Below are 19,647 nucleotides of genomic sequence, written 5' to 3' on the forward strand. Positions count from 1 at the left end.
GTTCGGCGCTGTCGACCAGAGTTACCGGCATTGAATGTGTTAAACAGTATAGACAAGCCAACGACACGATGTTTTTTAATATAAAAACCAACCAGATACATCAACTTATCATGTGCATCACCTTTACTATCAATCCTTGCTTTTTTATGACAGATGGATCACAGCACTCACTCTCGAAACAGATATAGTGTGGCGATATACAGAAGGAGATCTCTATGTCGTACCCCGTTATTCTCGATTGTGACCCAGGTCATGATGATGCCATTGCCTTGATCTTGGCTTGTGCCAGTCCAGAACTGGATATTAAAGCCGTTACCACCAGCGCAGGAAATCAAACGCCCGAGAAAACCCTTAACAACGCATTACGGATTTTGACCTTGGTTGGCAGAACGGATATTCCTGTTGCTGGCGGCGCACTCAAGCCGCTTTCCCGCGAACTGATCATTGCCGACAACGTGCATGGTGAAACCGGATTAGATGGCCCGGTATTACCCGATCCCGGATTTAAGCCACAACCGATTCATGCCGTTGAATTAATGGCGAATATTCTGAGAGAATCAAAAACACCGGTAACACTGGTACCGACAGGGCCACTGACCAATATCGCCCTGTTACTGGCAAGCCACCGTGAACTGCATGAGAATATTGAACAAATTGTTCTGATGGGAGGTGCCGCCGAAGCCGGTAACTGGACGCCAGCGGCCGAATTTAATATTTTTGTCGATCCTGAAGCGGCGGATATCGTCTTTAAATCTGGTGTTCCTATCACTATGTGCGGGCTGGATGTCACCCACCGGGCCCAGATAATGGATCAAGATATTGAGAGGATCAGAGCGATCGCCAACCCCGTTGCAAACGTCGTCGCTGAGTTACTCGATTTCTTTATGATTTATCATCGCGATCCAAAGTGGGGATTTGAAGGCGCACCACTGCATGACCCATGTACCATTGCATGGCTATTAAAACCGGAACTGTTCCAGCCGCAAAATTGCTGGGTTGGTATTGAAACCCAGGGAAACCACAGCTTAGGTATGACAGTGGTCGATCGTTACCAGCTCACCAATAATCCGGCCAACGCCACGGTACTGTATGATATTAACCGCCAAGGCTTTGTTGATCTGCTCGCCGAGCGCTTAGAAAACTATTCGAAATAATGGTGTGATGTTCGTGTGTTATCATTCCGTAAAATGAAAAGCTTATGCGGGATCTAAGGAACAAATGGTCAGAACCAGCTCCCGCTCAAGAAAACGCAGCACTAAAAAAGGCCTCCGATTCCGAGGCCTTTGCTTTCACCGCTAATAATAACCATGTTCGTGTTTCCAGCTTTTGCTCATTTGATTTAATACGCAGGCTGGCAATGGCCGGTGCGCCTTAGCTGGCCGTGTGGCGATATTACGATATCCAGCGGCTTTTAATCGTAAATCGAAGGCACTATCAATGGGCATTCCTGCTCGGGCAAGATCCTGCTTAAACACCCTCAATGCCTGATATTCATGCTGCTCAATCTCGCCGCCGTAAGGGTATTTCAATACTTTACCATATGCTTGCTTTGCCAGTTCGAAGTTAACTCTAATCATAAGCGCCTCCCGACAACTGTATATAACAACAGTAGTACGTTACGACCTAGCTTGCAACAGATTTGCAACTAATCTATTGGAAATATACTGATAGCGTTAAATAAGTGGATGTTAATTTAGTATTCGGGAATATTATTAATTGGCTCAGGCAGTTCAGGAAACCCGAACTCCGAAGCCAAAACATAAACCTTTTTTATAACTCCGCTACAGGCCTTTTTATTGGCTACTTTTTAGTCAGCCAATGCATTGAAAAAGATTATTCCTTTAAACCGTTTCTGTGCTCCTTTACTATGCTCGTTCCAGACGAACCCAAGGACAAACACGCAATGCAGCAAGTTAACATCGCCCCAATGCCACAAATCGCCGTAATCTTCAAAGGATGGGCAGCTGACTGGGCAAAAGAAAGCCAGGCTGACAAAAAAGACATGGCAACAAAATTTCACACGGTTTATACCATTGCGGCTGAATTATTTGCCAAGGGCGGTGAAGTTGAAATGCAGTTCCTATCGGCACTGTTTCAAGACTGTAAGCAGAAATTAGAAATGGCCGAAGCCATGAACGAGAAAGTGAAGGCTAGCCTGCAAGCGGATGACGTACGTGCCCAAGCGATCATTGCCAAAGTAAACAGCGCCGCACAAGATGCCGCGCATGTTGTTCGCTACCTGGGACAACTGTTGATGCCTGCAGCATAATTCCTGCTAAGCCAATTGAAATCGCGATCTCAATGACGCTTTCAACCTGCTGCTGATGTAAATAAAAAGCCTGAGTTAAAATTCTGAGGCTTTTTATCTTTTCTTGATGGCTTTTTATCCCGCCTGATAGGATTCAATCAGCTTCACGGCATTGCCCAGAACATGCAGGCAGGTAAGTCGACCTACACCTCCGGGAACTGGTGTAATTGATGCCGCCGTTACCATCCCATGGTGATGCTTAATATCGCCGACCAACTTTCCGTCTACGCGATTAATTCCAACATCAATGATAAGCTGGCCTTCGATAAACTGTGAGTTGTCTAAAATACCGTGAGCACCGGTTGCAACGACGATGACATCATATTTATTCCAGTCTACCGCGAAGAGATCTGAACGGCTGTTAAAGCTGGCGACCGTACTTTGACGGTTAATAAGCTCAATAGCCAAAGGCTTGCCAACGATATTACTGCGACCAACCACGGCCACTTTGAGGTCGGCAAAATTATGCTCGCCACAATGAGCCGATATAATATCTATCGTCGCTTGCACGGTACAAGGAAGAACGATGTTCTGACCCAGTACTAACTGACCCAGCGACGCAGAACCAAATCCATCCACATCGATGTCGACAGGTAGGTCGGGAGCGGTAAGTCCGCTCGGCAATGGCAGCTGGAATAAAATAGGATGATCCGCATTCGCTGCAAGTATATCAAGATCCGCCTGGACCGTTGTCTCTTCTGCCAATGTGATGTGATGACATTCAAGACCGAGTTGATCAAATAGACGGATTTTATTGCGGACATAAACTTTACTGGCGGGATCGTCCCCAACAGTAACGATAGTCAGTTGTACTGGCATGCTTAAAGTCGTGATTTTACTTTTAAGCTCTTCAAGTTTTGCTTCATAGATTGTATTGATTACTAATTTCATTGTTCTTCACACTTGTGACTGATTGTGACTTTATAACCAACTGATTTTTATAACACTATGCGTTAGAACAATGAAAGTGTGTTTTGAGTCACATCTCTGGATTGAGTGACGCATAGACTTTACTATCTCGCCGATGATTCGCGTCTCAGCGCTTAAGGGCTATCCATTACGTAGCAGTAAGCAGTATAATGCGCGCAGATCCTGCCCATATATACCCGTTTTAGGAACAGCAATGCTAGAAGAACAACAAAACAACCCGTTACACGGCCTTAAATTAGAAACTTTACTCACAGAACTTGTCGATTTTTATGGCTGGGATATCCTCGACACCGCTATGCGTTTCAACTGTTTTAATACCAACCCCACCATTGCAGGTAGCCTTAAGTTTCTTCGCAAAACAGAGTGGGCACGCGAAAAAGTAGAAGCGTTTTATTTATCCCGCTATAAGCGCATGCCAAGAGCAAGCGAAGAAGACTTTGCATTACCACCTCGTAAGCGTACTTTTCCAGTCGGCATCGTGCCACGTGAGCCGATGGTACTAACCGTTGAGTCAATCCTGCTTTCTCAGGCAAAAGCGGCTTCTGCGCATAAAGAAAAATCATCACGCAGACACCCTAAACGCCGATAGACTTATCTAATATTAACGTGAGCTCTTCAATGATAGGGGTAAGACAATGCCTGCTTTAGACATAATCCAACTCGGCAATCCCATCTTAAGAGCACAGGCGGTCACCCTGACGTCTGTACAGATTGAACAATCTGCTCCTTTCCTTGGATCACTTAAAGATATCATGAGCAAATATCAGGGGGTCGGTATTGCCGCCCCTCAAGTTGGCCAGTCGGTACGCGCTTTTATTGTGGCCTCTCGCCCTAACGCTCGCTATCCCCACGCTCCATTGATGGAGCCAACAGCCATGCTCAACCCCGAACTGCTTTGGCAAAGCGATGAGATGGAACAGGACTGGGAGGGCTGCCTCAGCATCCCGGGAATAAGAGCCAAAGTGAACCGCCATAAACGTATACAGGTTCGTTACCAAACCGAATCAGGCCAGGTGATTGAAACAGAGTTCGACGGTTTTATTGCGCGAATTTTCCAGCACGAACTCGACCACCTCAACGGCATTGTCTTCCTCGACCGAGCAGGCAAGCACGATGTCGTCACAGAGAACGAGTATCAGAAGCTGATGGGGATCAGCCAGTAAAGACAGAATTCTTTGGCATTAGTAGCGTAGTGCTCAGGGCACGATTGAATGAGACATGTCACTTATTTTGATTACAGGTATCATCCAGTTAAGCAGCTTTTGCTTTTTCAAAGGCTCTATCCTGCTCAACATTATATTGCTTGATTTGATAAACAATCTGAGCTTGAAGTTGAGGAGAAATACTCATACCAGATATCTTAGGAATCGTTCCACACAACTCTTTATGATTCAGAATAGCAATTGGTGGACGTGATAGTCGTTCAATAAACCAACCAGGAAAAACCAATACAGATTCACAACAAACGCGCTTACTTTATGCAACTGCTCCCACTCTAATCCCAACAATTATTAATTGCATCAATTAGATAGAATGTTATCTAGCGAACGCACACTTTTCCTTGCTGTTATAAACTCAAACGGCTGACAACGCTCTGAATTGACCCGGTAAAGCAGAATACCCCAGAAGCAGTCGAACTGGATTACGAAATAGATCCGGTCAAAAACAAAAAAAGCAGCGTTAAGCTACTTTTTAATGAATGAAAGAATATACCTGTAATCGAGATTACTTCGGAATATTGAAGTTTCTGTCATCAGCGCAGGTAAAGGTGTAATAGTTTTTGCGCTCATTAAACAACGAGAAACCTTTGCCGTGACAGTATGCGCCGTTCAGTTCTTGCATATAGGCTAAGGTTTCTTCGCTCTTAACAAGAAAATAGCTGTCGTTATCACAGATCACACGGATTTTGCCGTCATCCCCTTGCGAATAGGCTTTTACTTTAGTTCCACACAAAGAAAAACTGACATCCACATAGTCATCTGCTTGTTCGTCGACCGATTTAGAGCACCCTGATAACGCTAAAACTGCAAAAATGACACTAAGAACTACTTTCACTGACTTTCTCCTGTCGGTGTCAGAATTTATACCTCATTGTAATAGGAGAATTTTGCTTACGCAAAAAAATTATGTTTTATATTTATGATTTCAGCCATTTACATTCCGCTTTTCATCAATACGTCGTCGATGCCAGATGGAATAATGCCGCAATCCCGCCGGACCATGGGCAATAAAGACCGACATAACGAGAATGCTGATAAATAACGCCGGCTTGTGCTGAGGGATCAGCCAGAACGAGGCTAACAATCCCAGTTTAACGAAGGTCAGCACGCCTTTTAGCTGAATGATCCACAGACGTGAACGGATTATTTCCAGCGTCATCATGATCAGGCCTGTCGACATGGCTAACACCCACCAGCCTACCCACAGGTGTTTATCGACGCCATATAGTATTCCGCCGCTGGATGCTGCAACGCCTAAGATATGCAGTGCTCGTAAGCCTGTTTTGCTTAATCTTTGCGTCCAGAAACGAGCTTCGGAGATCGGATATTTTTCACCCTTGCAATCTCCCTTTCCTTTTCTTTCTGCATGAGAAAATATCTGTTGTGGCTCTTGCGGTTCATCTGTTTTTTTCATTGTGGCAATCGAGTCTCGGTACAGGCCGCTAAGGATACCGAAGTGAAAGACAAGTTGCGAGATGAGAGTTAGGGCTGGCCGCTTTCTATGCCTTTGCTGGCGTAAATTCGGTGATTTTACCATCAACAACCAGATAGCAATCCATTCCCGCTGCCAGGGCGGCAGAACGCCCTAAATCAGTGTCTTCAAAGACCACACAATCGACAGGCGCCAGGCCAATTCGCTTGGCTGCTTCTAAGAATGTATCCGGAGCTGGTTTGTGATTCTCGACATCATTCGAGGTTACCAACGCATCTAACAGTGAGAGAATGCCGGTTACTTCCAGCAATTCATCAGCATGCCTTTTCTGGCATCCCGTTCCGACTGCGATTTTTTTATCGGCTCTGTGCAGCTTTAGCAGTTCAAATGTTTGTGGAATGATATCGCCTTTATGTTCGATCGCTTCGAAACAGCTAATTTTAGTTTCGGCCAACAAAGTGGGGTCACAATCAAGCTGATACTTTTCATTCACTGCATGAGCAGTTTTAATCGTCGGCATGCCGCCCAGGCTGTAAAACCAGTCATAATCAAAAGGGATCCCAAACTCTTCACAGGCCGCCTTCCATGCGTAGAGATGAGCCGGCATTGAATCGATCAATGTGCCGTCCATATCGAAAATAATGCCTTTATATGCTGATAAATCCATGCACTTTTCCTTAAGTTCCAGGTTCTAAAGGCAATATAACAAATTATTTTCATGGCTTTCTTTATTTTTGCGGTGTGATCAAAAATAGTTGATCTTATTAAGCTTAAACCACTGCAACGGAACAATCCTTCCCAATAAGTAAATTAACAAGCTCGTTAACAATGATATTGAGAAGGATTGCGTATTACTTAACGGTTAAACGGCTGGGATCTGCTGGGTAATACAATGAATATTGCCACCTCCCAATAAGATTTCTCTAGCATCGACACCTGTGACTCCATAGCCGGGATAAAGGTGCTGCAGCAATACGCCAACCTCAGCGTCACATTCAGGATCGAGTAGCGGGTAGATGACATGCTTGTTAGAAACCAGATAGTTTGCATATGAGCCAGCCAGACGTTCACCCGGTACGCGCTCCATACCATCTGAAACATCTACGCCGCTAGCTTCTGATTCTGAAATATAAAGCGGGCCAGGCATAGGTAATTTATGCACCTTGATCTGACGTCCTTTGGCATCTGTTTCCGTCGATAAGACATCCAGCGCTTTGCGAGAAATCTCATACTGGGGATCGGCCTCATCGTCACACCAGGTCAAAACGACTTCGCCCGGCGCAACCACATGAATCAGGTTATCGACATGACCGTTTGTTTCATCATTATACAGCCCGTTGGGGATCCAGATGATTTTTTCAACGGATAAGTACGTTTTCAGTGTTTCTTCAATTTGTTGTTTTGACAAATCGGGGTTTCGACTCGGGTGCAGCAAGCATTCCTCGGTCGTGTACAGCGTTCCTTCCCCATCAACATGAATAGACCCGCCTTCCAACACCACAGGCGCGCGGTAGCTTTCATCACCCAGAACCTCGCAAACTTTACGAGCAACGGCATCGTCTTTATCCCATGGGAAGTAGAGACCGTCTTCCAGACCTCCCCAGGCATTGAAATGCCAGTCAATACCGCGTCGTTCACCGTTGTCGTTTACCACATAGGAAGGGCCGATATCGCGCATCCATGAGTCATCCGTACTCATTTCCAGCAGTTGGACGTTTTCAGGAAGCATAGAACGCGCGTTGTCATACTGACCGGCACTGACGACCATTGTCACTTTGGTGGTTTTTGAAATTGCTTTGGCAACGTCAACAAATGTTGCTTGGGCAGGTTTTCCACCGAAGCGCCAGTTATCTGTGCGCTCAGGCCATGCCATCCATATACCGGATTGTGCTTCATGCTCTGCCGGCATCCGGAATCCATCTTTTTTAGGGGTAGTTTCTAATTGCTTACTCATTTTTCCACCTTTAGATTTCAGTCCAATAACTACGCAATGTTTTCTTGATATTCATTCTTCTGCTTACGGCTTGTTGCCTGTTTCAGTAAGTACTCCCCTATCGCGATGGTGACGATGACGCCAATCAGTACCGGGGCGCTATAGACCCAATCGACCGTCATGGTGATGAGATCCGGGAAGATGAAGAGCAACACGGCCTGTGCAATAACAAGGAAGCAGATAATGCTGAGGCTCCACTGCGCCGCCATACCGCCAGGTACTTTAAACGGACGTTCCTTATCGCCATCGCTGATACGTAATTTCAGATAAGAAGGGAACATGAACAGATATGGCAACAAGAAAATACAACTGGAGAATGCAAACACCGACCAGAACAGTTCATCACTATTTTGTGCAAACACTGCGTAGGCCATAATCACGACAGTAGAAACAATCCCCGTAATATTGTTGGCTCCTACAGGGGTATCGAATTTTTCAGACATTCTGCCGACGGCCGCAGGTAACTCTCCTTCGCTGGCAGCTTCGGCGGCAGCCCGGCTGGCACCCATGGTCCAGGTCACCATGTTACCAATGAAGGTCAATAGCGCCATGGTACCAATGACGTACACCATGAACTGCCCAAACGCCCCCTCACCAAACAGTTTCCTCAAGGTGTCTATAATACCGGCGACCAGACCGATATCTTCAACTGGCAAGGCCATTAAAATACCAATAGTGCCAAAGACATAGAGGAATGCGGTGATAATTGCCGCCAAGAAGATAGACTTAGGAAGATCACGTACATCCTTCATTTCTTTCGTCATGGTCGCAACTAATTCAAACCCCATCAGGTTAAAAACCAAAGCTGGCAGGAAAGCGACCCCGGTATCGAGCGACGGCATGATTGCAGATAGACTAAATTCGTTAGCTACCCCGTTCTTCGCAGCATAAATGAAACCACCAAAACCCAGAACGCTAATAACCGTTACTTTCAATACCGCACCAATATTGGTGACCCATACACCGACGTCGACAGAGACATTACAGACCCAGATCGTTAACCAGGTTAATACGATACATATGGCAATTTGACCAAATAAAGAAAGGTCCGGCATAAATAATTCTGCAAACATTCCTGCAAACATAATATATACGGCAGGCATCCACAAACCGACGTTTATCCAGTAGAACCAGGTTGTTCTAACCGCCCATTTATATCCAAATGCCTGTTTGACCCAATCGTAAATCCCCCCGTCACCAGGATACGTTGTACTTAGCTCTGAGGTGATCAACCCATAAGGAATAACAAAAACGAACAAAGTGATCAGCCACCATCCAATAGAGCTGACCCCGATTGACGCTGAAGCTGTTAATGTATCGACAACAATAACTGCACACAGGCTAAATAACGCTAAGCTTGTGACCCCCATTTTCCCTGTAGATTTTTTCGTTTCCATATCTATTTCTCCATCTGCTGTATAGATGCCTGTCTTTACCAGTCACAATCCTATTCAGCCATTCATTTGGTTTTTATTTAATTAGCAATATTTCGCTTTCATCCCGTCACTACTTTCTTCAGTACCATCATTAAAATCAACAACCATGAATTTGAATTAAAATTCAAACCCTTCATGAATTAATCCGCTCGACTGGTAATTATCTAATCAAACTATCGATTTATTTATTGTTATGAAAATCACTTATCGACATTGCGTTTCAATACACCGCTCACTTCGTGATAGCTAAGATAAAAAATCGTCCGTAATGGCATACAAAGCAGAAATTTGATTCTGATCAATTTATCTACTGTGTATAGAGCGGTATGTTGTTCTACAGAGAAAGAGACAATAACCTTGCCGTTTCCTTCTTATCTATACTTTAGGCCATGGTGGCTTTCATCATACCGGCTGATAGTGGTAGCGTATGTGCTGGAGGGACACACATCGGATACACCCGATCTAGTGATTACAGCCATGTTTAAAATACGGCAATGGATTTGTCCGCAGATTATAGAGGCCAAGATGAAAAAAGAATCCACTCAAGAGCGTTTAGATCGAATACATAAGGCTGTAACAACCCTGGTATCAAACCGAGACATTAATAATATCTCCATTTATGATGTTGCCAAGGAGGCTTCAATTGCAACATCAACGGTATACCACCACTACCCCAATATGGAAGCCTTAGTCTATCGGTTAATGGAAGACATCTTTGAAGATTTTAAGTCAGTACTGACCTCAGCGATAAAGCCAGAGAACATTCACCACTGGAGTGATATTAACCGCATGGTTGAACAAGGGTTTGTGACCTATTACAGCAGCAACCCTTTAGTGCAAAGGATTTTACTCGGTCAGCACACATATTCCTCAATCAGACATGCCGATGCCGAAAATGATGTTGTTCTAGCTGAGCAAGTCGAGCGTATCTATCGTACCTATTTTAAATTGCCTCAGCTGCCTGAAGATGTGAATATATTTGCAATTGCCCTTCAGGTTGCAGATAAAGTTTATTCTATGAACTACCGGGAAAATGGCAATATCCCCACCGCGATGGCCCGTGAAGCGGTAATATTGACTGAAGCGTACCTTGGCGTTTATTTACCTAAATACCTGCCTAAACCTGACGAAACAACCACCGAAGACATTTCATTTCATTAGTCCTATCCTATTTAAAAATAAAGGGCTAGACCAAGCTTATTAATCAGCGTGGTCTAGCCCTTTATTTTTCGCTCTCATCATCATTAGAATTAAATATCGACAATCACGTCATGATGAATAATAAAAATGTGAGAATGCACGAGAATATTATTGTGTTCGTGTCCGCTATACCGATTAGTGATTCTGGTTTCAGAAATCCGCACTTACCTAATCGATAATTAGTCATACACCAAGGGGGGATATACAAAAACATTCAGATATATCTCACCAAAATAAATAACCACCATAGACAATCACTTTGCATGTTGAAATAACATTCATAAAATAAAAAGTAATAGGGATCTATTATGAAATTACCATCTTCAAGCGCAACGAATTTACATAAAGAAGGTCTACGCCATTTTCTTAAAACTCAAGACTTTACGAAAAAAGATCTGACCGATATTCTTGAGCTGATGGCTATGCTGAAACAGGCCCGTAGTGACAATGCTATTCCTCAGCTTTTCAAGGGCCAGTCGGTTGCGATGATTTTTGAGCAGCCCTCTACCCGTACTCGGGTATCATTTGAGACCGCGGCAACACTGCTGGGTGGCCATGCCCTGTTCTTATCACCTAAAGACATTCACCTTGGTGCAAAAGAGTCGCTAGAAGACACTGGCCGTGTTCTTTCAAGAATGGTGGATGTGATCATGGCGCGTGTTGATGAACACAGTACCGTGGCCGGATTAGCAGAGCATGCGAGCGTTCCTGTTATTAACGGATTATGTGACTGGCTGCACCCCACCCAAATCATGGCCGATCTGTTTTCGATGATGGAACACTTACCGGAAGGTAAATCATTGGGTGATCTGACTGTTGCATTCGTCGGTGATGCAACAAACGTCGCTTCGTCACTGATGTTTGCCTGCACAAAATTTGGCATGACATTTAAGCACATTTGTCCTGAGCGTTTCAAAGCACCGCAAAAATGGATTGATATTGCTTTAGAGAACTGCGAATCATCGGGTGGCAAGTTAGTGATCACTGATGACACAGATCGGGTTGCAGGTTGCGATGTTATCGTTGCCGATAGTTTCTATTGGTTCGGCCAGGAAGATGAAAAAGACATTCGTTTGTCGACTTTCATTCCAGACTATGTCGTCACTGAAGGTTTGATGGAAAAAGCCGGCCCGGATGCGATGTTTATGCACTGTTTGCCAGCCAACGACCAACGTGAATGTACCCGTGAAGTAATGGAGTCTTCCCGTTCGATTATTTTTGATGAAGCAGAAAACCGCCTAACGGCTCAAATGGCCCTGCTGGTATACCTGACTTATCGTCACAATAAAGTGCCATCAGAAGAAACCGTAATGGCACACAAAACGAAAATTGAAAGTTTTCTCAACACCTTGTAATTGGGTATTCAGTTCATCAAATAATGCAATGATTAACGGTGCTGTCTGGCACCGTTATCCCCAAAGCTCCTCAAGATGTTTATCGCGCAATGAGTACTCAAACCTAAGTTGTTTATTTTGCACCCAGGCATCACCCAGCACCTCTTTCGATAGTACGACCAATTTATCCAGCTCTTGTGGGGCAGTCAGGCCCGCATAAATTAGGCCACAGCTATCGGCAACATAAAGACTCTTCAAAAGGTTAGATATCAGAATGATATAAGATTCTTCTTGCTCAGATAGTTTGCCGTCAACAGCCAGAGTCAGGTTGTCCGCTCCGGCAACAATGCACAACTTGGCAATGTCATTAACTTCATAATGGGATGCAATATCATCCAGGTTTAAGCGCAGGTTAAAAGTATAATGACTGCACTGCTCTCTTAACGACAGTAGCAAATCAAAAATTTCGGTTCGCTGACACGAGCGATAAAATGCTAAAGGGAAATCGACTTCGATCTCTGCGACGGCACAGTCGGTGGCGATCATTTTGATCGGAAAGCGATTTTCAGCATCAAGCTGAATACGCTGTTTTTTTAATGAGTGAAAGCACGGTACGCTTTGCTCGAAGACCAGGTAATAAGCTGCATCTTGTTCTTGTTTTTTGGCTTTTTCCTCATTAAACAGCGACAGCAAATATTGCTCATCGCAGCCTTGCAAACTCTGGATTTGAAAGTCTACTACTTTCTTTTTACTTACATCTAAGCTCGTCATTGTCATAGCTAATCCCTCGCAATTATTTGCTAAATGATAACCGAAAAAACCGTCGAGACTGTTTCCGCTCAGGGAAACTGTGTTTATTTTTATGGTTATTTTTTCAACAAAAAGTGTGAAGAATACCAATTAGTGTAATTATTCAAATTGGTATAATGTCAGCGGTCAGAGCTCAAAAAAATATAGAATAATGCGCCGTTAACTCGTCGCTTGGCATGCTTTCGTCAGTTGATTGTAGGATCCTGCAAATCCTTTATTCGGAAAATATTCTTCGTTAATCAGCAAGCTTTTACTTTCAGACCAGTTCGCAACCGATGAGCCGTTACCATAAGCAAGCTTATAGATTGTAAAGTGACGATCTCGACGCTCTAAAACCATGTTGGCGGGCAAACGACGTGAACGAAGGTTGTCGTTGCGATAATATTTAAAGCCCCCTTCACAGCTTTTCACAATATAGGATCCCTTTTCGCTCCTGACTGAAACATAAGGCTGCTGAGTGTCTTCAAAATGCCGATACTGCCACGAGCCCGTGACTTGGGCCATTTTGATCCTTACGTCAGGCTCTGGCTTGGCCGATACCACGGTTTCCTGTTCTGTGGCTTGCCGTGGCCGTTGCTGAGAAACCAAGTCAGCCGGGTTAATCGCTAATACTGTCACCACCGTTTTCGGTTTGTCAGTCGGGCCTTTAACCATAGCGTACAGAGCCAACCAGGGCTCTTTACCCAGCATCGACATCAGCATCAAAAAAATGGCCGGAAAGATCATAAGTAGTGCAATCCGACGAGCGTTAAATCGTCCAAGTGATTTGATTTGCGCCGACACTTTCTGCGACAAAACAACCCCTGACTTGTTGTCTGAAGCCGATTCAAACGGCTTAACACCCCGCCATCTTTTTCTCAGTTCTCGCCGGGCGTTTATCAGCTGTGCTTGTAATTCATCATTTTTTGCTCGCAGTTTTTTTTCTTCACTTTCTGCTTTAGCTTGCCTCGCAACGGAGTTAAGCCTTTGCTTATTCTCTTGATCCGCCTGCTTCAACTTTCGTTTCACAACATCGTTAGACTCTTTGAGCTGCTGATAATCTCGCTCCAGCCGCTGAATTTTTAGCACATAGTTATCAATTGCAGGGTCTTTGATATAGCAAGTGTGCACGGCTTCTTCATCGCCTTTCCCCTTCCCTACCTGATCATAGGCTTGAGAAACAAGCTGCATGATCACCTTCGAGCCCCCCTTGTCAGGGTGAAAACGAGTAGAAAGCAATTTATAACGACGTTTTACTTCATCGCTGGAGGTATTTTTATCTGTGCCTAAGATATCGTGGAAAGATGCCATTCTGTCATTCTAATTAAATACCGAAAAGTCTCTACAGAGAATATATTCTAATTCAATATATTGAACAACTTTAAGCGTTATAACGGAACAAAAAGACTAAGTAAAACAAACTTATTAACTCAATTGAAATTATGTTTTTTCATCCGAAACTCACCCGGCGAGCAGCCTATATGCTTTTTAAAAACCCGAGAGAAGTAGGACACATCTTTAAATCCTGCCGAAGTGGCGACAGATGCAATTTTCCCTCGGTCTGAGATTAATAAACCACAAGCTAAATCTAGCCTTTTCTTTATGATGTACTGCTTTAAGGTCACCCCCATAATGCTATGAAACAGGCGGGAAAAATAAGTCGGAGAGTAATGGCAGGCGTTCGCCAAATCTTGTTCTCTGAGTGGAGCACTTATATTTTCATCGATAATTTTCAGTGCCGGTTTGATCGATAACTCTCGGTTTTGGTAGTCATCATCGTCACCCATTTCAATCGTATGCGTATGCATGCGACTGAAACATTCTTCCAGCTGTTGCCGTGTTGCTCTTGCACTCAGTACATCTTCCCCACCCGCACGTAACACATTTAATGCTAAATCGGCATCCAGATCATGGTAAACCACGACCACTTTTGTTGATGGAAAACGATTCTTGACGGCTTGTAACAACTCAAAGCCTTCTGACGATGAGTTCTCTACCTCAAGAAAAATCAACTCATGCCCTGTCATTGTTGACAAAAGTTCAAAAGGCGAAATATCAACCACGCTATGAAACAGCTTCAGGTTTTCTTCCGCTTCAGTCTGCTTATCTTGATGATAACAACTAACCCAAATCACAATTTCACCTTACTGCCAGCACCATAACTCATGCATCTCACTATAAAAGCAAGTATGTACATACCAATTAAATTCCAAACGATTTACCTGATATGCAACTAAAATGAATTACACAACTAAGTACTAGGCAAATCTATTCGTAATAGACACTCCGTGTCGATGAATGTATAGAAAAATACAAGTAAGTGTATGTAAAGTACGACAAAAAAAACCTTACATATGAATAATTAACGGCCAAAAAACCAAATAAATCCAGCTTGGAAAATATGTCTCAAAATTAAGCAATGAAAAAATAAAATTCTGCTACGCTGCAGCAATCAGACAGTTACAGAATATTATATGTTTAGAGGCCGCGCTTATATGTCAAAATAAAATAACAAGGCGCTGTTCTTATTCCAAAATAAACTATCACTTATATAATTTATAGCGTCGTAAAAAAAAGACTGAATCATAAAAAAGTGATAAGGCGTGATTCAGTCTTAGTTTTTTAACACTTGATTGTGCTCACAAAAACATCCATTTCTTCGTTGATGCCTACTACCGTTAACCTGTTCTCGTTATACCAAGAAATACACGCCTAACCCCTTAACTTTCAGCGGCGTGATTTTTTAACCTTTTGCCTGTATTTTTTTGCAGACAACCGCATATTTATCAATTAGTATTGCGGCTCGAAAAATGAGTTCCGATGAAGACAGCAGGAGAGTGGCGCTTTATCTATTGACAAATAGATAGGTAGTTAGCCCGCCGAAGAAGTAAGCGTTTTACCTCGCTTGTTACTGTTCAAGCACAAAACGTTAATCTTTCAGGCACCGTTTACGGTATGGACTGTTGTTGGAGGAGCCTCTGGAGAGATCCGTTAAATCGGGCGCCGAAGGAGCAAACCGACCCGCGTTGCACTAGTTGCACATCGCTGGAAGGTGAAACTCTCAGGCAAAAGGACAGAGGAGATAAGTTCAACAGCCAGAAATATTTTCTGTTAATCCCACGTTTCTGTTGTTCTGTATCTCTTCCTTTGATTTTTAAAGGGGGAATAATGAATCCGCTACACGATACGCTACAAAATACACTTCAAGTTATTGATAACCTCGTTTGGGGACCACCGCTGCTATTGCTGCTGGTGGGCACAGGCTTGTACCTCACACTGCGCCTGGGTTTTATACAAATTCGCTATTTACCATTAGCGTTAAGCTACGTATTTTCAAATAAGAACCGCACTAAAGGATCGGGAGATATCTCCAGTTTTGCTGCGCTCTGCACAGCCCTGTCTGCAACCATCGGGACGGGTAACATTGTTGGCGTTGCGACGGCGATTAAACTAGGTGGACCCGGCGCCCTTCTCTGGATGTGGATCGCCGCTTTATTTGGGATGGCAACTAAATATGCTGAATGCCTGCTGGCAGTAAAATATCGCGAGCAAGATGCAAACGGCCAAATGCTTGGCGGCCCGATGTATTACCTTGAAAAAGGTGTTGGCAGCAAATGGCTGGCAAAAATGTTTGCCTTCTTTGCCTTAGGTGTGGCCTGTTTCGGTATTGGTACCTTCCCACAGGTCAATGCGATTGTTGATGCTGCTTACCTGTCTTTTGAGGTACCGAAAGAATACACCGCCGTATTGCTGACGATCTTAGTCGCCACGGTGACTCTGGGCGGGATTAAATCTATCGCAAGCGTTGCCAGTAAAGTCGTTCCGGTAATGGCTGGTTTCTATATTCTGGCGTGTCTGTTAGTACTGACGTCGCAAGCCGACGCCCTGCCAGCGGCCGTTGCTCTGGTTATTAGCTCGGCTTTTACCGGTCAGGCTGCAACCGGCGGGTTTGTTGGCGCGGGTATCATGCTGGCGATTCAATCCGGTATTGCACGTGGTGTGTTCTCGAATGAGTCGGGCCTTGGCAGTGCACCGATGGCGGCAGCCGCGGCGAAAACCGACTCTTGTGTACAGCAAGGGCTAACATCAATGACGGGTACCTTCTTCGATACCATCATTATCTGTACCATGACAGGTCTAACTCTGGTTGTTACGGGTGCGTGGCAAAGTGACTATGCCGGTGCCGCAATGACAACCTACGCGTTTGCTGCGGGTTTAGATTCTGCCTACTGGGGCCCGCTGATGGTCTCCGTTGGCCTGATGTTCTTTGCCTTTACCACCATTCTTGGCTGGAACTACTACGGTGAGCGTTGTATCACGTATCTGTTTGGTGTGAAGGCGATTTTACCTTACAAAATTATATTCCTGGTGTTGATTGCCGGCGGGGCTTTCATAAAGCTCGATATGATTTGGTTAATCGCTGATATCGTCAACGGCCTGATGGCAGTGCCAAACCTGATCGGTCTGATCTTGCTGCGTAACGTTGTTATCTCTGAAAGTAAATATTACTTTGGCCAGCTAAAGTCAGCGTCTCAGGCTACAACGCAAGCCGCTTAATCTTTTAAGATAAAAATGTGCTGATAAAAAGCGGTATTGTGAGGATACCGCTTTTTTTTACCTTTTTATTACTCGAGATAGCGCGTTAACTGCTGATACAAATCAAAGCTACTGTCTTCAAGCCAGCAATCCGTTATCAAGTCGTCCTTGATCTTAAGCAATAACATACCTGTCATTGTAACCTTTTGATTTTTACCTGGTATTTTGAGCCAACCACCATGGTAGGTCGCATTGCATTTATAAACGGCAACGGTTTTCTGTTCATTATGAATAATCTGATTAATCGTAAACTGAACATTTTTGAATCGTTGGTTCCAAATAACTAAATAGGAAAGGTATTCTTCATGGCTAAGCGTCAAACAGCGGCCACCAGAGAGATGAAAATTGAAAGGATCTGTCGCACATTCGGCCAGCACATTTCCGTTGGCTTTGGCTAACACTTCGTTAAACCAGTAATTCACCCTGTCGTTTTCATTCATACGCCTATACCTCTGGTCACTTGGCTGGTGTTATATCAACCGGACAATTCTCCGCTCAATTCAGAGTGTTGGCTGCAGTTTGAGGACAAGCGATTACCGACACCTCTACCTGAACAAGGGTAGACAGAAAATCACAAAAAAACTGGAGAAATATCGACATTTTTCACTAAAGTGCGGTTATACCTCCCATAAGTTTATATTTGGCTATATCAATGACAGCACAGTAATAAAATGCGGGAGATACCAAGCTTCTTCCCTGTTACTCAATGGCTTACAAGGAAGAAAGTGCAGAGGTTGTCAGATGACATTAAAGGACTAACGGTGAGAAGCTGCCTGACAATGAGGTTGTTACGCGAAGCAGTGCTCTGCCCAACGAGACAGCCCCGCAGTCACAGAGCCGAAGTAGCTGCCGCTGACTATCTGAACATCCGGTAATTGTTGCTCGATACATTTACGCAGTATTGGCGATCGTGAAGTGCCACCCGTCATGTAAATCACATCTGGCTTTTTACCGCTCTGTGCCATGGCTTCTGCTACCAAATCACTCATTTTCTCTTTTGGTGATTCAATCGCCTCTGCCATATCAGTTTGGCTGATCGTTACTTCAAGCAGCTCAGACAACATGTTCAGCTGCACATTATTTGTTGCAGCCTCTGACAGTGCAATTTTACTTTCTTCCGCTTTTCTAACTATCTGGTATCCCAGTGTCTCGTGATAAGCCTGGATCAGACGTTGCAGCTTTTCAGGTTCCGCCGCATCTCGCCTTAGCTGATCCAACGTTCTTAAATTAGAAGCACTGTAAAAGTCTGTCTGTGCCACGACATTATTTATGGCAATGGCGTTCCAGAACTGGCTTATTGGCATATCGATGCCTTTTTGCGTCTTACTGCCTAAACCAAGCAATGGCATAAGCTGGCGAAACGCTAAATAAATATCTAGATCATTCCCGCCAACCCGGTGGCCGCTGTGTGCCAGTAAGCTGCCTTGCCGATCGGTACGGCCGCGCCAGTCCGGTCCCATTTCAATCAATGAGCAGTCTGTCGTACCACCACCAATATCGACCACCAGCACGGTTTTATTTTCGGTTAAAGTACTTTCATACTCTAAGCCAGCCGCGACGGGCTCGAATTGAAATTCAATATTCTTGAAACCAGCACGTTTCGCGGCCTGAGTTAAAATCATTTCAGCTTGCTGATTAGCACGATCACCACCACTGCCCTGGAAATTCACCGGGCGGCCTATTACAGTACTCGTTATATTATTGCGGGTCGTTAGCTCAGCATTAGCCTTAATGTTAACCATCATGGCGCACACCAAATCTTCAAAGAAGCTGATTTGCACATCACGTAAACCATTTGCACCCAGAAACGATTTAGGTGATTTTACGTAGTAGACTTCTTCCGGATCTTCCAGATAAAGATCTAAAGCTGCCTGACCAAACTGCAAGTCACCCTTGTCCACGTCGATATCTTCATCTCGATTTAACGCAATTGCCCGGCGAAGTACTTGCTCACCCACAGAGCCTGATGGTGAAACTCCCATATGGCGAAATAAATATTCACTGACAGCTTCACGGGTTGGTGCGCATAATGTGGAAGGGATGTACTGATTTCCCTTTTCTAGCGGCAACAGACGCGGCTGCCCCTGCTCCATCACTGCGACAGAGCAGTTTGCTGTTCCGTAATCAAACCCGATGTACATGCCGAACCTCCACATAAAAAAGCCGGCGATTTTATCCTGATTTTACATCCAGCACTACCTCTATATATGGTAGGTTCTGATCCGTACCGATAGAAGCCTGATACTGTCGGCCTCATTGATAACAAAATAATTTGTTTTGAGGTGGAACTCGCCCGCTTTCTTTTTCGCTACCTATGATCAATCTCTCATCAATTGAGTGCAGATTCGATCCATAATTCTCTGCTGCTCACAATGCCAAAACCTATAACACCCGGGTCATTTACTCCAT

The 19,647-nt window shown here is 44.3% G+C and carries 19 protein-coding genes and 1 riboswitch; of the genes, 7 read left to right on the top strand and 12 right to left on the bottom strand.

Annotated elements, in window-relative coordinates; translation table 11 throughout:
- Nucleotides 1–215 precede the first annotated feature (215 nt).
- Nucleotides 216–1,154, top strand: coding sequence for a pyrimidine-specific ribonucleoside hydrolase RihA (gene rihA, locus R3289_RS00150; protein WP_318923191.1), 939 nt, complete (start codon nt 216–218; stop codon nt 1,152–1,154).
- A 141-nt stretch (nt 1,155–1,295) separates the two neighbouring features.
- Here rihA and R3289_RS00155 read toward each other — a convergent pair whose 3' ends face one another.
- Nucleotides 1,296–1,577 (bottom strand): hypothetical protein, encoded by a 282-nt coding sequence (locus R3289_RS00155; protein ID WP_318923192.1) that lies wholly within the window; start codon nt 1,575–1,577, stop codon nt 1,296–1,298.
- A gap of 326 nt (nt 1,578–1,903) precedes the next feature.
- Here R3289_RS00155 and R3289_RS00160 point away from each other — a divergent pair, with 326 nt between their 5' ends.
- Nucleotides 1,904–2,269, top strand: a complete 366-nt coding sequence (locus R3289_RS00160; protein WP_318923193.1) for a hypothetical protein — start codon at nt 1,904–1,906, stop codon at nt 2,267–2,269.
- Between the two features lie 114 nt (nt 2,270–2,383).
- On the opposite strand, the gene R3289_RS00165 is transcribed toward R3289_RS00160, so the two are convergent.
- Nucleotides 2,384–3,199, bottom strand: coding sequence for a bifunctional 5,10-methylenetetrahydrofolate dehydrogenase/5,10-methenyltetrahydrofolate cyclohydrolase (locus tag R3289_RS00165; protein WP_318923194.1), 816 nt, complete (start codon nt 3,197–3,199; stop codon nt 2,384–2,386).
- Between the two features lie 232 nt (nt 3,200–3,431).
- Here R3289_RS00165 and R3289_RS00170 point away from each other — a divergent pair, with 232 nt between their 5' ends.
- Nucleotides 3,432–3,827 (top strand): VF530 family DNA-binding protein, encoded by a 396-nt coding sequence (locus R3289_RS00170; RefSeq protein ID WP_318923195.1) that lies wholly within the window; start codon nt 3,432–3,434, stop codon nt 3,825–3,827.
- Nucleotides 3,828–3,873: 46 nt separating this feature from the next.
- Entirely contained in the window at nt 3,874–4,401 is a 528-nt protein-coding gene (gene def / locus R3289_RS00175; RefSeq protein WP_318923196.1) for a peptide deformylase, read from the top strand.
- Between the two features lie 562 nt (nt 4,402–4,963).
- Here the strand turns inward: def and R3289_RS00180 are convergent.
- The 5 genes from R3289_RS00180 to R3289_RS00200 form a co-directional block, all read right to left on the bottom strand.
- Nucleotides 4,964–5,293 carry a hypothetical protein gene (locus R3289_RS00180; RefSeq protein WP_318923197.1) on the bottom strand — a complete coding sequence of 110 codons (330 nt, stop codon included), beginning with the start codon at nt 5,291–5,293 and terminating at the stop codon, nt 4,964–4,966.
- A 90-nt stretch (nt 5,294–5,383) separates the two neighbouring features.
- On the bottom strand, nt 5,384–5,872 hold the full coding sequence (locus R3289_RS00185; RefSeq protein ID WP_318923198.1) for a hypothetical protein: 489 nt from the start codon (nt 5,870–5,872) through the stop codon (nt 5,384–5,386).
- An 85-nt stretch (nt 5,873–5,957) separates the two neighbouring features.
- Entirely contained in the window at nt 5,958–6,557 is a 600-nt protein-coding gene (locus R3289_RS00190) for a beta-phosphoglucomutase family hydrolase (protein WP_318923199.1), read from the bottom strand.
- Nucleotides 6,558–6,752: 195 nt separating this feature from the next.
- Nucleotides 6,753–7,844, bottom strand: a complete 1,092-nt coding sequence (gene aguA / locus R3289_RS00195) for an agmatine deiminase (protein ID WP_318923200.1) — start codon at nt 7,842–7,844, stop codon at nt 6,753–6,755.
- Between the two features lie 29 nt (nt 7,845–7,873).
- A complete protein-coding gene (locus R3289_RS00200) occupies nt 7,874–9,280 on the bottom strand; it encodes an APC family permease (protein WP_318923201.1) in 1,407 nt (468 codons plus the stop codon).
- 564 nt (nt 9,281–9,844) lie between these two features.
- Here R3289_RS00200 and R3289_RS00205 point away from each other — a divergent pair.
- A complete protein-coding gene (locus tag R3289_RS00205; protein ID WP_318923202.1) occupies nt 9,845–10,480 on the top strand; it encodes a TetR/AcrR family transcriptional regulator in 636 nt (211 codons plus the stop codon).
- 347 nt (nt 10,481–10,827) lie between these two features.
- Nucleotides 10,828–11,874 (top strand): putrescine carbamoyltransferase, encoded by a 1,047-nt coding sequence (ptcA, locus tag R3289_RS00210; protein WP_318923203.1) that lies wholly within the window; start codon nt 10,828–10,830, stop codon nt 11,872–11,874.
- Between the two features lie 54 nt (nt 11,875–11,928).
- Here ptcA and R3289_RS00215 read toward each other — a convergent pair whose 3' ends face one another.
- The 3 genes from R3289_RS00215 to R3289_RS00225 form a co-directional block, all read right to left on the bottom strand.
- Nucleotides 11,929–12,630: a hypothetical protein gene (locus R3289_RS00215; RefSeq protein WP_318923204.1), complete on the bottom strand. Its 702-nt coding sequence runs from the start codon at nt 12,628–12,630 to the stop codon at nt 11,929–11,931.
- A gap of 192 nt (nt 12,631–12,822) precedes the next feature.
- Entirely contained in the window at nt 12,823–13,953 is a 1,131-nt protein-coding gene (locus tag R3289_RS00220) for a J domain-containing protein (RefSeq protein WP_318923205.1), read from the bottom strand.
- 119 nt (nt 13,954–14,072) lie between these two features.
- On the bottom strand, nt 14,073–14,777 hold the full coding sequence (locus R3289_RS00225; protein ID WP_318923206.1) for a DNA-binding response regulator: 705 nt from the start codon (nt 14,775–14,777) through the stop codon (nt 14,073–14,075).
- Nucleotides 14,778–15,610: 833 nt separating this feature from the next.
- Nucleotides 15,611–15,729, top strand: a riboswitch (glycine riboswitch).
- An 81-nt stretch (nt 15,730–15,810) separates the two neighbouring features.
- Here R3289_RS00225 and R3289_RS00230 point away from each other — a divergent pair.
- A complete protein-coding gene (locus R3289_RS00230) occupies nt 15,811–17,199 on the top strand; it encodes a sodium:alanine symporter family protein (RefSeq protein WP_318923207.1) in 1,389 nt (462 codons plus the stop codon).
- A gap of 68 nt (nt 17,200–17,267) precedes the next feature.
- Here the strand turns inward: R3289_RS00230 and R3289_RS00235 are convergent, their stop codons facing one another.
- Both R3289_RS00235 and yegD read right to left on the bottom strand, forming a co-directional pair.
- The gene (locus tag R3289_RS00235; RefSeq protein ID WP_318923208.1) at nt 17,268–17,678 is read right to left on the bottom strand and encodes an ester cyclase; all 411 of its coding nucleotides are present in this window, start codon (nt 17,676–17,678) and stop codon (nt 17,268–17,270) included.
- 348 nt (nt 17,679–18,026) lie between these two features.
- Nucleotides 18,027–19,379, bottom strand: a complete 1,353-nt coding sequence (gene yegD / locus R3289_RS00240; protein WP_318923210.1) for a molecular chaperone — start codon at nt 19,377–19,379, stop codon at nt 18,027–18,029.
- Nucleotides 19,380–19,647: the final 268 nt, after the last annotated feature.

The sequence above is a fragment of the Photobacterium sp. genome (genome assembly GCF_033720175.1).
In the GTDB taxonomy this organism is placed as follows: domain Bacteria; phylum Pseudomonadota; class Gammaproteobacteria; order Enterobacterales; family Vibrionaceae; genus Photobacterium.

What these genes read in the sequence shown, in the direction of transcription:
- rihA (WP_318923191.1), top strand. Translation starts at nt 216, where the DNA reads ATGTCGTACCCCGTTATTCTCGATTGTGACCCAGGTCATGATGATGCC.
- R3289_RS00155 (WP_318923192.1), bottom strand. Translation starts at nt 1,577, where the DNA reads ATGATTAGAGTTAACTTCGAACTGGCAAAGCAAGCATATGGTAAAGTA.
- R3289_RS00160 (WP_318923193.1), top strand. Translation starts at nt 1,904, where the DNA reads ATGCAGCAAGTTAACATCGCCCCAATGCCACAAATCGCCGTAATCTTC.
- R3289_RS00165 (WP_318923194.1), bottom strand. Translation starts at nt 3,199, where the DNA reads ATGAAATTAGTAATCAATACAATCTATGAAGCAAAACTTGAAGAGCTT.
- R3289_RS00170 (WP_318923195.1), top strand. Translation starts at nt 3,432, where the DNA reads ATGCTAGAAGAACAACAAAACAACCCGTTACACGGCCTTAAATTAGAA.
- def (WP_318923196.1), top strand. Translation starts at nt 3,874, where the DNA reads ATGCCTGCTTTAGACATAATCCAACTCGGCAATCCCATCTTAAGAGCA.
- R3289_RS00185 (WP_318923198.1), bottom strand. Translation starts at nt 5,872, where the DNA reads ATGAAAAAAACAGATGAACCGCAAGAGCCACAACAGATATTTTCTCAT.
- R3289_RS00190 (WP_318923199.1), bottom strand. Translation starts at nt 6,557, where the DNA reads ATGGATTTATCAGCATATAAAGGCATTATTTTCGATATGGACGGCACA.
- aguA (WP_318923200.1), bottom strand. Translation starts at nt 7,844, where the DNA reads ATGAGTAAGCAATTAGAAACTACCCCTAAAAAAGATGGATTCCGGATG.
- R3289_RS00200 (WP_318923201.1), bottom strand. Translation starts at nt 9,280, where the DNA reads ATGGAAACGAAAAAATCTACAGGGAAAATGGGGGTCACAAGCTTAGCG.
- R3289_RS00205 (WP_318923202.1), top strand. Translation starts at nt 9,845, where the DNA reads ATGAAAAAAGAATCCACTCAAGAGCGTTTAGATCGAATACATAAGGCT.
- ptcA (WP_318923203.1), top strand. Translation starts at nt 10,828, where the DNA reads ATGAAATTACCATCTTCAAGCGCAACGAATTTACATAAAGAAGGTCTA.
- R3289_RS00215 (WP_318923204.1), bottom strand. Translation starts at nt 12,630, where the DNA reads ATGACAATGACGAGCTTAGATGTAAGTAAAAAGAAAGTAGTAGACTTT.
- R3289_RS00220 (WP_318923205.1), bottom strand. Translation starts at nt 13,953, where the DNA reads ATGGCATCTTTCCACGATATCTTAGGCACAGATAAAAATACCTCCAGC.
- R3289_RS00230 (WP_318923207.1), top strand. Translation starts at nt 15,811, where the DNA reads ATGAATCCGCTACACGATACGCTACAAAATACACTTCAAGTTATTGAT.
- R3289_RS00235 (WP_318923208.1), bottom strand. Translation starts at nt 17,678, where the DNA reads ATGAATGAAAACGACAGGGTGAATTACTGGTTTAACGAAGTGTTAGCC.
- yegD (WP_318923210.1), bottom strand. Translation starts at nt 19,379, where the DNA reads ATGTACATCGGGTTTGATTACGGAACAGCAAACTGCTCTGTCGCAGTG.